Consider the following 13,570-nt stretch of genomic DNA (forward strand, 5'->3'; position numbering starts at 1 on the left):
ATGAATAACTTTGGCCTGGTTGTAAGCAACCGACTAATACGACTTACCGGTAATATCTTTAAGACACTCTCTTATCCATTCCACTTTGTTTTCAAAGACAAACGGTTTGTCATTCCAGAATACTCTGCTGCAAAAGTAAAACCGTCGACGGTATCCAAAGTACCACGAGTAATCTGGCAAACGAACTACTCTAACAAGTGTGCGTTACCAGTGTACCTTAACTACTTGTTTAACCGCTTATGCAGCCTTAGTTATGATTATCGCTATGTAAGCACGGAGGCACGCAAAGAGTACTTAAAAGAGAATGCGCCTGAAGAATGGTACAAGACATACTGCCGATTAACTGATGGTGCAGCTCAAGCGGATCTCTGGCGACTGTTTGTTCTATATCAAGAAGGCGGTATATATATGGATATTGATGCTACCTTAGTATGGAACTTAGATACTCTAATCAACAATGAAGAGTCTCTGTATATCCGTGTAAGCAATAACACAGAAATCACCAACTATTTCATCGCTTCAAATCCAGGTAACCACTACCTAAAAGAGTGCTTAGATCTGATTGTTCACAATGTTGAGAACTATGACCCAGAGATGGGGGTCTACCACTCAACTGGGCCTACAGTTCTTAACAAGGTACTTGAGGGTAAAGCTATTAATGCTAAGGATCGTAAGTATGTATGTATTCAAGGCACCTTTACTAATGAGTATTTCCAGTACCTAGATAAGCCTCGAGGTAAATGGGTGCATATGGATACTAGAGATCTTGTTAAAAAAGACCATGACTAGAGCAATACTCTTTATATATTCTCTAGCCCTCTACTTAGTGGCACCAGTAGCTCTCTTCTTTCTCACAAGAAAACGTAACAACAAGCCCTATATAGGCAAACGATGGAAAGAGTATTTGGGAGTAGCAAGCACTCCAAAAAATGACCAGCCGTCTATTTGGATCCATACCGTGTCTGTCGGAGAGGTGATTGCTGCCTCACAGGTAATAAAAGAGCTTAGACTGCAGTATCCAAAAACTCCATTTATCGTCACGACGACGACGACGACCGGAGCAGAGAGAGTAGAAAACCTCGGTATTGATGTGGTGCATCAATACATGCCATTTGATTTCAAATGGGCAATAAGAAAGTTCATTAAACGCCATAACCCTGCTCATTTAATCATTATGGAAACAGAACTGTGGCCAAATACTTTAATGACGGCAAGAAAAATGAGAGTGAATGTGGCCATTTTAAATGCCCGCTTATCCGAGAAATCATATAAAAGCTATGCAAAGTTTCAAACGACGTTTAGCAAGGTTATGTCCGGAGTTTCCCTCATTCTCTGTCAAAATAATCAAGATAAAGAACGATTTGCCAGACTAGGTATTAGCGCACAATCACTACACACTACTGGTTCTATAAAGTACGACTTCCAAGTTTCGAAACAACAAATCAACGAAGCAGCACGTATTCGACAAACCCTTCATACCAACAAGTACTGCTGGATCGCTTCAAGTACACATGAAGGAGAAGATTCCATTGTATTGAAAATTCACCAGTCTCTTCTCGCTAAGTACCCAGACCTGCTACTTATTATCGTCCCTCGCCATCCAGAACGTTTCGAGGACGTATATAAAATGTGCCTAAAAGAAGGATTACGATCTATTAAGCGGAGTCAACTCGGCAGCACCATCTCTTATGAACGACCGAATGTTTTGATTGGTGACTCTATGGGAGAAATGCAGATGTACTTAGCTATGTCTGATATCTGCTTTATGGGAGGAAGCCTACTGGGTGATGCAGTTGGGGGGCATAACGTATTAGAGCCAGCTGCACTAAGTATTCCAACGATAACTGGTCCGAGTTATTTTAACTTTAAGGAAATAACCGATAATTTAGCGGAAAAGAATGGGCTGTTCATTGCTAACGGGGCAGAGGATATTTGCAAACATGTCGATTCTCTTCTGGGGGACGAAACGCAAAGATTAACCATTGGCAAAAACGCCAATGATGTTTTCAAATCAAATCAAGGTTCAACTGCCAAAGCTGTTAACCTTCTTCGGAGTCAAATAAATCTATGAAGAACTTTCTTTTTATTATTGATGATTTATATGGTGGCGGAGCAGAAAAAGTACTGCTTACAGTGGCTAGCGGATTAGCATCCAGAGGACACCACGTCAGGGTTTGGTTGCTCCGCGATAAAATTGAACATGAAGTTCCGGATAATATCGAGCTAGAAATTCTCAATGTTATTACTCCTTTTACCAAAGCTATCCGCACAAAACTTGTCCGCCTGTATCAAGCAAAGACAGTACAGAGAAAGTTAGATCAATTAAACATTGATACTTTGATTTGTTGTTCAAGCGAAAATGTGACCTCCTTGGTCAATCACCCAAATCAATACTTCTGGCTACATGCAAACTATGAGCGTACTAAACAGAAGCACCTGCAAAAGCTTAAGGAACGCTACAACGATAGGAATATCATCTCGGTGTCAAAGGGGGTTGAAAAAAGCTTGCTGGATTTAGATATTAGGCCTGCGACTAGTCAGGTTTTTTGGAACCCTATTGATTTTGATAGTATTCGTACTAGGGCTGAAGAGCTGACTGCACCTCATCCGAAAGAGTTTTTCGTATGCGTAGCAGCGTTAGAGGAAAGAAAAGGACATAAGCAGTTGTTGGAATCTTTTGCCCAAAGTGGCTGCTCTGACGACTTACTATTGTTAGGTAAGGGCTCCGAAGAGAACAGCCTAAAGCGACTAGCCGGTGAGTTAGGTATCTCAAACCAAGTACACTTTCTAGGATTTCAGAAAAATCCGTATCCTTATATAAAGCATGCTAAAGCTCTTCTTCTGACATCTAAAAATGAAGGCGCCCCACTAGTGTTAGTGGAAGCTCTGATGTTAGGTACAGCGATATCAGCAATGGACTGCCCATCTGGGCCAAGTGAAATTCTGGGCTATGCGGGACTAGAAGAGTATTTAGTTAAATTAGGAGACACTAAGGGGTTCTCTGACTGCCTAAGAAAGCTTAGTGTGCACCAACCAAAAATTGAGCGCTCTCAGTATGAAAAGTTCTTACCAGAGAGCGCTCTCATACAATTTGAGAAACTCTAACTAGTTTAGTGATACTTTCACTTTGAGCCAACTATACGACGGTATCTCTTAGAGATACTGTTTTTGTACTTAGTTAATTTTGGCTCTTTAACATACTCAGGAATAGTTAAATCATACTGTTTGAATATTTTGAGTGAACCCATCGGATCTAAGCCAAGCATCGCACATTGCGACAAGAATTTATTCACCATCTCATCCCAAGGTACCTTGTTTCCCCAATAATGCTTAATGTGCGAATCTGCTTCCAATGTTTCTCCCGAACTCGTTACAGCTATAGCGAGAGATAACTGCTCAACAAACGTTTCGCGAAGCCCGGTTTCTAAGATGCTATTACACAGCTCTTTAGCCCCATTTAGTACTTCGGCTGGATTATTTTCGTTTGAGACTCCGACTACACCAGAATTCCACATGGCCGTTTTCCCAGAGATATCATAACCAGCAAAACTTTTACCTAGAGTCTTACAACGAATATTCTCCGCTTTACGTCCTTTTAATCTTTTAGAAAAATCATATTCCCATTTATGTAAGTAATTTTTTCCTTCATCAAGTGATGAAAACACTTCTACCAAATTATCATAGATGGCCGTATCAGTATCCAAAAATAGCAAGTGCTCGTTACCACAGCGTTCCGCTATTTGTTTAATTGCTTCAATCTTGGTTAAAAAGAAAAAATCGTATTTACCACGCCAGTGTTTCAACTTGTCTTCATCAACATGTACCACTTCTACTACCGATGAAAGCCATGAGTAATACTCTGGTTTATCCGTAACAACGTGAATATTAACATCTCTACTAGTTTGGTTATTCGCTATTACAGATATCACCGAAAAAGCTAATTGGCTATGGTATACAGGATTACTTCCCACAGCTAAATATACTAAGTTAATTGGGATCATTTCAGTCTCTAAGTCATATAGTTATTCCAAGAGTAGCTGTGCCATTCTTTCGCTTCAGCTAACTTCTTGTAGTGTTCTTCATCTCGATAGGAAAAGACTTTTGCAGGATGCCCTCCTGCGATTGCTAACGCTGGAATTTTACCCGTAACGACACTTCTTGCTTGTATCACAGCACCATCACCGATCTCAGCGCCACCTAAGATCAAAACGTCTTCTCCAATCCAAACATTGTCACCAATGGTGACATCTTTTGACATCCAACCTTCATCGAAAGGAAGCTTCTTTCCTTCGTAATCATGCCAAGATGAAACAATTGTCAGGCCTGTCGCAGCATGAAAATTATCCCCTATGGTAATTTTTCCTTCACCACCAAGTTGAGCTCCATCAAAGCAGACATTGTCACCTAAGTAAGTATTTTCACTAACTTTGACCTTTTTGTTACACCAAATCCTGCCTTTGATATGTGCAGCCTTTCGACGAACACGTTTTTCGTAGTACTGTCGCCTTAACTGTTTTTTCTTTAAGTTTAGATACTTAAACATTTATCCCTCTCGAAGCTTCAACGTTTCGTCGATCGCGCGGATCGCCTCTGCCTCAACCTGTTCTACAGACGCGATGCTTTTATCTGGATTATATACAATATAGTGAGGCTCATAGGTTGGAAGGTAACGAAACGGCACAGTACCAATAAATAACCCAAGAGTTGGAGTGTGCGTCGCAATAGCGGCATTTCGAATACCAGTATCGTTAGATATCACTAATGTGGCTTTAGCTAAAAATTCAACCACATCATCAATCGACATTTTTTCTTGATAAGTTACATTCGAATGACTCGCAAACACGCTTTTCCAAGATTCATGAGACTCTTCTGGTTTAACGCCTTCTAACAACACAAATTTCAGATTCGGGTAGTGTTGCGCAAGTCGGCTAATCACCTCTTTATACTGCTCCATTGGGTAACATTTACTTGGTGCAGCAGAGCCAGTAAAGAAGGCAACATACGGGCTTTCAGTATCCCTTACCGTGCGGTTATCTGGCAAATCGAACTCTAAAGGCAAAGAAGGGCGATGACCAAAGAACATTAACATCTGTAGCATGATCTCTGCTTCACATGAAAATGAGCTACGCTTTAAAGCGACATCGTAAAGTAACCTAGCCTGATGGTCGCGATGAGGATAACTCACTTTTAGTTTTGCCTTAGTTAGCAACGTGACATAGCTAGAGCGATTAGTACATACCAGATCAAAGATAATGTCTTGTGGAGGAAGAGACGACATCTCTTTAAAACGACTAACCACACTTTCTTTACGTCGATCTTTACCAGGAACAATATGAACGCTATCAGCCAAGTCTACCGGTGCCCCTAATAGGGAGTCTGATGTCGTACTTAACGTAATGTGGGCATTTGGAAAGAATTTTCTGACTTCAATCATAAACGGGCGAGTAACAATCATATCGCCCAAAGCAGCTTGACGGATAACGGTTACTCTTTTCACCTCGCTTGGGTGAAATTCATTTAAGTACTTTTGCGCTTTTTTACTAATGTAAACGCCGTCATCATTCCAATAATAGGGCATACGTTACTCTATAGATTAAGTTTAAATACTGATATTGATTACAAAAAAGAAACTAACACTTCTCGTCTCTATATGCACTTTCCAATGACTCAAAATCGGCCAATTGCCATTGAATTTGGTATCGCGATAGTTCTTTCACAAAAGATCGCTTCAATCGTTCCAAATTCCCTTGCTTCCAGTCATCGCCGGATTGCTGGTAACACTTATCGAAATCGATGATCCAAACCTGCTGCTGGTCATCAATCAGGATGTTGTGAATATTGAGGTCAGTGTGATTGACTTGGGCGTCATGCATTTTTCTGATTTCTTGACCAATCTTTTGGTACATCTCTGCACTGAGCGGGGCTTGTTGCAAAATAGCCACTAAATCACGAGCATTCGCTACTTTTTCACTCAGTAAATCAGCGCGGTAGGTCAGGCCGGTGCGAATCGCACATGCGGCTATCGGTCTTGGTACATTAACCCCCGACTCTCTCAGTTGCTTTAAAAGCTGAAACTCCTGAAAACTACGCGTCTTCTCCCAGCCAGTAAACCAGTAGCTATCTGCGACCAATTTGCCAAACAGACCACCACGACGATAATGACGTAGCGCTGCAGCAACGGTCTCTGTCTGTACAAACCATGTTGTACCTCGACCAGTCGCACTACCAATAACCTTACCTTCCTTCTGCCAGTAGTTGGCATCAAAAGCCTTTTCTACTGGCTCTTTCAACAATTGTTCATCATACCAAAACGTATGGTTGTTATGAGTAGCAGTCTTCATTGTACTTGGCAACGTGCCCTAAAATTGGCTGAAATCGGTTCTATTTTACATTTATTCGTTAGCTCTGCATAATTCGATATCACTAACAATAAGTTACTCGACACCATGGCCTTATTTGATACTGCTCCACAATCTCTATGTATATTGCGCCTCTCTGCGATTGGTGATGTGTGTAATACCATCTCAGCAGTTCAGGCCATTCAAAAACAGTGGCCAAATACTAAAATAACTTGGATAACGGGAGCACTAGAAGCAAAGTTGCTTGAGAGTATCGATGGGGTTGAGCTGATTGTTTTTGATAAGAAGCAAGGCTGGCGAGCATACCAACAGCTTTGGTCAAAACTCCAAGGCCGTCAGTTTGATGCGCTGCTGCACATGCAATACGCTTTTAGAGCAAGCATTGCCACATTAGGTATCAAAGCGAGATACAAACTCGGCTTTGACGCTAAACGTAGCCAAGATTTCCAAACCCTTTTCACTAATGTCAAAGTACCTTCGCCTAACAAGCCTCATGTCCTCGATGGTTTAATGGCGTTTGCTGAGCAGATTGGTATTGATGATATAACGCCAAAATGGCGATTAAGTTATACAGAGCGAGATGCCAACTGGGCAGAAAATCATTTAGATGCCAGTAAACGAAACCTTGTGCTGGTACCCGGAGCAAGCAAGTCATATAAAAACTGGCATGCACAAGGCTATAGCGAGCTCATTAAGCATGCACAAGCTAAAGGCTGGAATGTCATATTAGCCGGCAGTCCGGCGAAAGTTGAGACAGACTTGGCTGAACACGTTGTTGAGCTATGCCAAAGTGATGTGACCAACCTTGTTGGACAAAGCTCTCTGATGCAGATGCTAGCGTTGCTAGACAAGTGTGACTTGGTGATCGCCCCTGATACTGGCCCTGCCCATATGGCGAATGCGATGAACACACCTGTGATTGGTTTGTACGCTCACCATAACCCTCAGCGCACTGGTCCCTATCAATACCTCGACTATGTGGTCAGTGTTTGGCAACAGGCGATCGAAGAACAAACTGGGCAATCTGCCGAGCAACTGAGTTGGCGCTCACGAGTGAAAGACAAACAAGCCATGAACAGAATTACTTCTGATCAAGTCATCGCCATGTTCGACTTGGTCTGTGAAAAAGAGTCACTATTATGAATCAAGCCAGTCAAAACCGAGCGACAATTGCCGCCGTTATTATCACTAAGAATGAGCAGGACAGCCTGCGCGATTGCCTAGAGAGTTTACGCTGGGTTGATGAGATCATCATCGTCGACTCAGGAAGTACAGATAGTACTGAAGCTATCGCCCGTGAGTATACCGAGCATTTTTATGTTAATGCCGAGTGGCCTGGGTTTGGTAAACAGAAGCAATTAGCACAAAGCTACGCCACCAGTGATTGGATTTTAGCGGTCGATGCTGATGAGCGTATTGATGATACATTACGTGAGAACATCCTCGCTATGCTGGAAAACCCGCCACAGAACACGGTATACAACCTTAACGAACTCACTTGGGTATTTGGTCGTTTCCTCAAGCACTCTGGATGGTATTACCGTCACGTACGCCTCTACCCAAACAAACTAACTAAGTACAATGACAACCTAGTACACGAATCTGTGATTATCCCACAAGGCTGTCAGGTGGCAGAGTTAGATGGCGATATTCTTCACTACTCTTATCAGAACCTAAATCACTACTTAGTTAAATCGGCAGGCTACGCCAAAGCTTGGGCAGATCAACGCCAAGCCCGCGGCAAGAAGGCGTCTCTATCACAAGGGATGATTCATGCGCTGGGCTGTTTCCTGAAGATGTACCTACTCAAACGCGGCTTTCTAGATGGTAAACAAGGCTTCCTTATCGCGGTGCTTTCTGCGCACTCAACCTTTGTTAAGTACGCAGACTTATGGGCACGTGATAACGACCCTCACTACAAAAAATAAGTCACCGTTAACGCATCAAAAAGGGCTCATCAGAGCCCTTTATCATTTCAGTAATCTCTTGACCCAAGGTTTCAGTTCTACTAAAACCTGTTCAATATCAATACGCGCCATATCTTCCTGACTCGCTTTGTCATCCGCTTTGGGTGGGCAGAAGGCGATATGATTACCTTCTGAGTTGATTGGCTTCCAACGTAATGGCGTTGCAGAACGTTTACTTGGGAAGAAGCCAACAGTAGGCACATCAATCGCAGCCGCAATATGCAGTGGACCAGTGGAACCAGCAATAAACATATCTGCACAGGCAATAGAGCAAGAGAAGTCCACTAAGCCATCATTGTTATCGTAAAGCACCGCACTGCGGCCATTCTCTGCCATCAGTTTTTGTAACTCCGCCGCTTTTTGCTCTTCTCCTGGGCCAGCAGTCAGCACCACCTCAAAATCGCCCTCTAAGCCACATACTAGCTGGGTGTATTGTTGTAGTGATAAATTATTTGCACTACCACCACTTCCTGCATGAACATAGATCCATGGTTTCTCGCTATTTAAACTCAATTGCTGCGCCAGCTTCGCTTTTTGCTCAACAAGCTGTTGGTCGCTAAACGAAAGATAAGGTGCAGAAGGTTCGACAACTTTCACTTTATTGTCGGTCAGGAAGGCACGAATAAGGTCGAGGTTATATTCAAATTCAGGCTTAGCAGATTGCGAACGTTTCTGCTTGATGCGTTTATTGTAAAAAATCTGCGCCAGCTTAGTCGCTGGAGCTAATCGGTAAGGGATTTTACCTTTCCAGACTAACTTAGCGTTATAAGTGGTTGAGAATAGATTGATTGAGGCGTCGAATTGTTCGGCACGAATCTGCTTTATCAATACGATTTGTTTGGCTTTGTCACTTTTCTCTGTTGGATCAACAAGAACACTATCAATCCAAGGACATAGCTCGGCCAATGCCACCGTGTAGTTAGGAACTAGCGCTGTGATGTGACAATCTGGTAGTGAGGCTTTCAACATAGCAAAGCTTGGCCAAGCCAGCATGAAGTCACCAATTTTATCGTTACGCACAACCAGTATCTTTTTCATCGTCCCATCCAATTGTCTAATTTGTCCCAATGATAGCGGCTTCAGTGGGTAATTGTGAGCCTTTTTGTTAAGATTGAAGCAGATGGAATGAATTGAGTATCTTAATCGTGAGCCAAAAACGCCTTTCCCGAGTAATTTATCCGGGCACTTTTGATCCTATTACTAATGGACATTTAGATCTTATCGAGCGCGCTGCTGATATGTTTGACGAAGTCATTATTGCGGTTGCGGCCAGCCCAAGTAAAAACACCATGTTTACCTTAGATGAACGAGTCCATTTTGCTCAGGAGGTCACAAAGCATCTAGATAATGTTACCTCAAAGGGCTTTTCGGGACTGATGGTGGATTTTGCCAAACAAGAACAAGCCAATGTGCTTATTCGCGGCCTTCGAACTACCGTCGACTTTGAATATGAGTTCGGTCTGACCAACATGTACCGCCGTTTGATGCCTGGTTTAGAGAGTGTGTTCCTAACGCCAGCTGAAGAGCACGCCTTTATCTCTTCAACCATAGTGCGCGAAGTTGCTATTCACGGTGGTGATGTGACCAATTTTGTCCCGCAAGTAGTGGCAGAGGCGTTGAAAGAAAAAGCGAAGGTGTAAGCGAGCAACGAGTGACGAGTGACGAGTGACGAGTGACGAGTGACGAGTGACGAGTGACGAGTGACGAGTGACGAGTGACGAGTGACGAGCAAATCTTGGAAGGTTGACGTGAAAGCGTCAACCTTTTTTTCTGTATTTTAGACGTAAGTTCCCAACCAAAAGCTCTGGTTCAGATACCTACCCAGCAGCTATAACGCGCACCTCTCGAAGGACGGAGTCCGGTCTCGATTCTCGGAGCGAAGCGTTCTAGCATCTCGCAGGGCGAAGCCCGAACTCGGAGCGAAGCGTTCTAGCGTATCGCTCTCCCTCTATTTCTGACATTCAGCACAAAAAAAACGTATTACGTTGGCCGATTTTAAGCTCTTCAAGTGGTTCTCCACAGCTTGGGCATGGCTCTCCAGCTTTACCGTAAACCTGAAGCTCCTGAGCAAAATATCCGGGCTTACCATCCGCTTGAGCAAAATCCTTCAGCGTCGTACCGCCTTGCTTAATGGCGGTAGCCAGTACCTGTTTAATCTCGTCGACAAGTAAAGCCCACTCTTTGCCAGTCAGCGTTCCTGCAGGTCGGGTTGGGTGGATTCGTGCACTAAACAGAGACTCATTGGCGTAGATATTACCCACACCGACAACCACTTTGTTATCCATAATAAATTGCTTCACCGCGACTCGCTTACCTTTGGCTTTTTCAGCGATATATTCACAACTAAAATCATCAGTAAGTGGCTCTGGCCCCATCGTACCTAATGCAGTATGAGTCCCATCTTCGGTCCATAGCCAGGCCCCAAAACGTCGTGGATCGTTATAACGCAGTACCTTGCCGTTAGTCAGTTTGAGATCAACGTGATCGTGCTTTGCTGGAGCGATCTCTGCATCCAAAACTCGTAAAGAGCCCGACATACCTAGGTGGACTATCGCGCTACCAATATCGGTCTCAATTAGTAAGTATTTGGCTCGGCGAGAGATATTACGAATCACCTGCCCTTCCATTTGCTTAAGCTCTGTTGGAATGTCCCAACGCAGCTTAGGTGTACGAAAAGTAATTTTGGCAACCGTCTCACCGATTAAGTGAGGGGATATCCCCATTCGGCTCACTTCAACTTCAGGTAATTCAGGCATGTATGGGTCCTAGTTTCGAGTTTCGAGTTTCGAGTTTCGAGTTTCGAGTTTCGAGTTTCGAGTTTCGAGTTTCGAGTTTCTTTAGATTGTTGCTCGGGGAACACAGCAAATCAAAGTGATTAAAGCTCGTTCGGAACAAGATACTCACTTTGCACCGAAATCGCGATCCACTTATCCTGCCAGTTTTTTAATAGCCAAAATTGAGGCGTTTGATAATAAGTGATCCTTTGCGGCTCTTCCTGATCCAAATACCAAGCTTCAATGGATTTCGGGGAGGTTAACTGAGGCTTCAAACTATCAAAGTTCTCTTGTGTCACTTCAGTTCCCACCAAACTCTGCCAACGCTGCGCAAGTTCTTGTTCAGCAATGGAGGTGGGGATAGTACTGCGCCAACGACCTTGGTTCTTTTCCAGTGACCAGTTTGAGAAATGTAATGCTTGCAACTCAGCATCGGGATTGAACAAATATGGGTGCTGGCTTTGCATCACCGGCTCATCAATCAAATAGGTTTTGATCAATGTCGGCAAGTTCAGCAGGCCAATAAACGCAATAATGCCCAAGATAAGGATGTTGTTCCAACGCCTACGGCGCGATGGGGAAACTCGCATGATTCAGTCTTTTCACTGCTATTAACTCGTTAAAAAATAGCAGAAAAAAGAGCAATAAAAAACCCAACCATATTTCTATGATTGGGTTTCTAATTCACGCTTCCCGAAGGAAGTTCAAAGAATAATCAATTACTTGATTTTAGCTTCTTTGTACATAACGTGCTGGCGAACTACAGGATCAAATTTTTTGATCTCGAATTTGCCTGGCATGTTACGTTTGTTCTTATCAGTCGTGTAGAAGTGACCAGTACCTGCAGAAGATACTAGACGGATTTTCTCACGTACGCCTTTCTTTGCCATTGTCTATTTCCTCTTAAACGTTTACGCCGTTTGCACGGATATCAACAAGAACAGCATCGATGCCTTTCTTGTCGATGATACGCATACCTTTAGCAGATAGACGTAGTTTAACAAAACGTTTTTCGCTCTCTACCCAGAAACGATGAGTTTGTAGGTTCGGCAGAAAACGACGCTTAGTAGCATTGCGTGCGTGTGAACGGTTGTTACCCGTTACTGGACGCTTACCAGTTACTTGGCATACTCGTGACATGAATGTCTTCTCCAAAATCGTTTCAGCTCGATATCAACCTTGGTGGCCGAACCTCTCAGTTTCTAAAGTTAGAAGTTTGAGGTCTTATACCGCTATGGAAACCCATACAAGGCTATCAAAGGTCGCGCATTATACTAACTTGCGTAGCATTGCTCAAGACCCGAACAGATCCTTTTTACAGGTTTTCCTGATCTTTTTTAGGCAGAGCTGATTTATGTGCTAAAAAATGTCGGGCGATTGTAGCAGAAATCGACGTTCCCACAACCAAAACTTAAACAAAATCACAGAAAATAGCCGTTTCGAGGTTCTGGAAGGTCGCTCCTAGAAAGATTTCAGCTACTTAACAGTTGCAGATTTGCTGCTAATCAACCCCGAAATCGTCTTATCTACTTCTCTCATCGATCCACTAGCCTCTCTCGAAACTCGAAACTCGAAACTCGAAACTCGAAACTCGAAACTAAATTATATCCAGCCACGTTCCGCGAAAGACACTATCTCACCGTCTCCGATAACAAAATGGTCAAGCACACGAATGTCCACCAGCGCCAGCGCATCACTGATTCGGCAGGTAATTCTTCTATCGCTTTGGCTAGGCTCTGCAATGCCTGATGGGTGATTGTGCGCGAGAATAAGTGCCGCTGAATTAAGTTCTAATGCGCGCTTTACCACCTCTCTCGGATAAACTGATGCGCTATCGATCGTACCTTGAAATAATGACTCACCATGTATCACTCGATGCTGATTGTCTAAAAATAGTACGTAGAATTCTTCTCTCTGCTTATCTCTTAGTAGACCAGATAAGTAAAGTTTCGTCTGCTGTGGACTGGTTAAAGCATCGCCTCGCTGCAAGGACTCAGACAAATAACGTTGAGTCATTTCCAACACGGCTTGCAGTTGAACATATTTGGCAACTCCTAAGCCTTTATAGTGACAAAACTGCTTCAGTTCCGCAGAAAAAAGCCGACGTAATGAACCAAACTCGCCGATCAAGTGATCAGATAACGCCAGCACATTCATTCCTTGCGTACCCGTTCGAAGAAAAATCGCTAATAACTCAGCATCGGTCAGTGCTTGTGGTCCGTGTGACAATAGCTTCTCACGTGGCATCGACGATTTCGGTATGGATTTCATTGTGTTCTCATCATAGTTATCAACCAAGCTAGGCTAGTATCACTCAAAAGGCACTCTGAGCACGAAATGAAATACTCTAACCGCGACACTTCAGACATTCTTGAGCAACACCCTAGTCAATTAAGTAGGAGATGTTTTGCTCCACTTCCAAATTCAATAACTCAGATAGCGACTCTAGGCACGCAATTATTAGCCGTGT

15 protein-coding genes and 1 pseudogene are annotated in these 13,570 nt (G+C 43.3%); 6 read left to right on the forward strand and 10 right to left on the reverse strand.

All coding sequences use genetic code 11. From position 1 onward, the window contains the following. Genes ACQEXT_RS10080 through ACQEXT_RS10090 form a run of 3 tightly spaced genes read left to right on the forward strand, consistent with a single transcriptional unit; the run spans position 1 to position 3,105 of the window. A complete protein-coding gene (locus ACQEXT_RS10080; RefSeq protein WP_426951900.1) occupies positions 1-789 on the forward strand; it encodes a glycosyltransferase family 32 protein in 789 nt (262 codons plus the stop codon). Then, positions 767-2,071, forward strand: coding sequence for a lipid IV(A) 3-deoxy-D-manno-octulosonic acid transferase (gene waaA, locus ACQEXT_RS10085; protein ID WP_426951902.1), 1,305 nt, complete (start codon positions 767-769; stop codon positions 2,069-2,071). Before ACQEXT_RS10080 ends, waaA begins: the two co-directional genes overlap by 23 nt. Next, positions 2,068-3,105, forward strand: coding sequence for a glycosyltransferase (locus ACQEXT_RS10090; protein WP_426951904.1), 1,038 nt, complete (start codon positions 2,068-2,070; stop codon positions 3,103-3,105). The genes waaA and ACQEXT_RS10090 overlap by 4 nt, the downstream gene beginning before the upstream one ends. A 17-nt stretch (positions 3,106-3,122) precedes the next feature. Here the strand turns inward: ACQEXT_RS10090 and ACQEXT_RS10095 are convergent, their stop codons facing one another. Genes ACQEXT_RS10095 through ACQEXT_RS10110 form a run of 4 tightly spaced genes read right to left on the reverse strand, consistent with a single transcriptional unit; the run spans position 3,123 to position 6,341 of the window. Beyond that, complete coding sequence (locus ACQEXT_RS10095; protein WP_426951905.1) at positions 3,123-4,001, reverse strand: hypothetical protein; 879 nt, start codon at positions 3,999-4,001, stop codon at positions 3,123-3,125. A gap of 8 nt (positions 4,002-4,009) precedes the next feature. After that, positions 4,010-4,543: an acyltransferase gene (locus ACQEXT_RS10100; protein ID WP_426951907.1), complete on the reverse strand. Its 534-nt coding sequence runs from the start codon at positions 4,541-4,543 to the stop codon at positions 4,010-4,012. Further along, positions 4,544-5,578: a glycosyltransferase family 9 protein gene (locus ACQEXT_RS10105; protein ID WP_426951908.1), complete on the reverse strand. Its 1,035-nt coding sequence runs from the start codon at positions 5,576-5,578 to the stop codon at positions 4,544-4,546. A gap of 52 nt (positions 5,579-5,630) precedes the next feature. Next, on the reverse strand, positions 5,631-6,341 hold the full coding sequence (locus ACQEXT_RS10110; protein WP_426951909.1) for a 3-deoxy-D-manno-octulosonic acid kinase: 711 nt from the start codon (positions 6,339-6,341) through the stop codon (positions 5,631-5,633). 105 nt (positions 6,342-6,446) lie between these two features. Here ACQEXT_RS10110 and ACQEXT_RS10115 point away from each other — a divergent pair, with 105 nt between their 5' ends. Together ACQEXT_RS10115 and ACQEXT_RS10120 are read left to right on the forward strand one after the other, a co-directional pair. Further along, positions 6,447-7,502: a glycosyltransferase family 9 protein gene (locus tag ACQEXT_RS10115; RefSeq protein WP_426951910.1), complete on the forward strand. Its 1,056-nt coding sequence runs from the start codon at positions 6,447-6,449 to the stop codon at positions 7,500-7,502. Further along, the gene (locus ACQEXT_RS10120) at positions 7,499-8,287 is read left to right on the forward strand and encodes a glycosyltransferase family 2 protein (protein WP_426951912.1); all 789 of its coding nucleotides are present in this window, start codon (positions 7,499-7,501) and stop codon (positions 8,285-8,287) included. Before ACQEXT_RS10115 ends, ACQEXT_RS10120 begins: the two co-directional genes overlap by 4 nt. A 42-nt stretch (positions 8,288-8,329) precedes the next feature. Here the strand turns inward: ACQEXT_RS10120 and ACQEXT_RS10125 are convergent, their stop codons facing one another. Continuing rightward, complete coding sequence (locus ACQEXT_RS10125) at positions 8,330-9,364, reverse strand: glycosyltransferase family 9 protein (protein ID WP_426951913.1); 1,035 nt, start codon at positions 9,362-9,364, stop codon at positions 8,330-8,332. 107 nt (positions 9,365-9,471) lie between these two features. Between ACQEXT_RS10125 and coaD the strand changes: the two genes are divergently transcribed. Then, a complete protein-coding gene (gene coaD / locus ACQEXT_RS10130; RefSeq protein ID WP_138972948.1) occupies positions 9,472-9,966 on the forward strand; it encodes a pantetheine-phosphate adenylyltransferase in 495 nt (164 codons plus the stop codon). 308 nt (positions 9,967-10,274) lie between these two features. On the opposite strand, the pseudogene mutM reads toward coaD, so the two are convergent. The 5 genes and pseudogenes from mutM to radC form a co-directional block, all read right to left on the reverse strand. Continuing rightward, a pseudogene (mutM, locus tag ACQEXT_RS10135) lies at positions 10,275-11,082 on the reverse strand (bifunctional DNA-formamidopyrimidine glycosylase/DNA-(apurinic or apyrimidinic site) lyase). Between the two features lie 119 nt (positions 11,083-11,201). After that, on the reverse strand, positions 11,202-11,690 hold the full coding sequence (locus ACQEXT_RS10140; RefSeq protein WP_426951915.1) for a hypothetical protein: 489 nt from the start codon (positions 11,688-11,690) through the stop codon (positions 11,202-11,204). Positions 11,691-11,819: 129 nt separating this feature from the next. Beyond that, the gene (gene rpmG / locus ACQEXT_RS10145) at positions 11,820-11,990 is read right to left on the reverse strand and encodes a 50S ribosomal protein L33 (protein WP_004410866.1); all 171 of its coding nucleotides are present in this window, start codon (positions 11,988-11,990) and stop codon (positions 11,820-11,822) included. 13 nt (positions 11,991-12,003) lie between these two features. Continuing rightward, entirely contained in the window at positions 12,004-12,240 is a 237-nt protein-coding gene (gene rpmB, locus ACQEXT_RS10150; protein WP_004743834.1) for a 50S ribosomal protein L28, read from the reverse strand. A 462-nt stretch (positions 12,241-12,702) separates the two neighbouring features. Beyond that, positions 12,703-13,371, reverse strand: coding sequence for a RadC family protein (radC, locus tag ACQEXT_RS10155; protein ID WP_138972944.1), 669 nt, complete (start codon positions 13,369-13,371; stop codon positions 12,703-12,705). Positions 13,372-13,570 lie beyond the last annotated feature (199 nt).

The organism is Vibrio sp. TRT 29B02 (assembly GCF_050113655.1).
Lineage (GTDB): Bacteria > Pseudomonadota > Gammaproteobacteria > Enterobacterales > Vibrionaceae > Vibrio.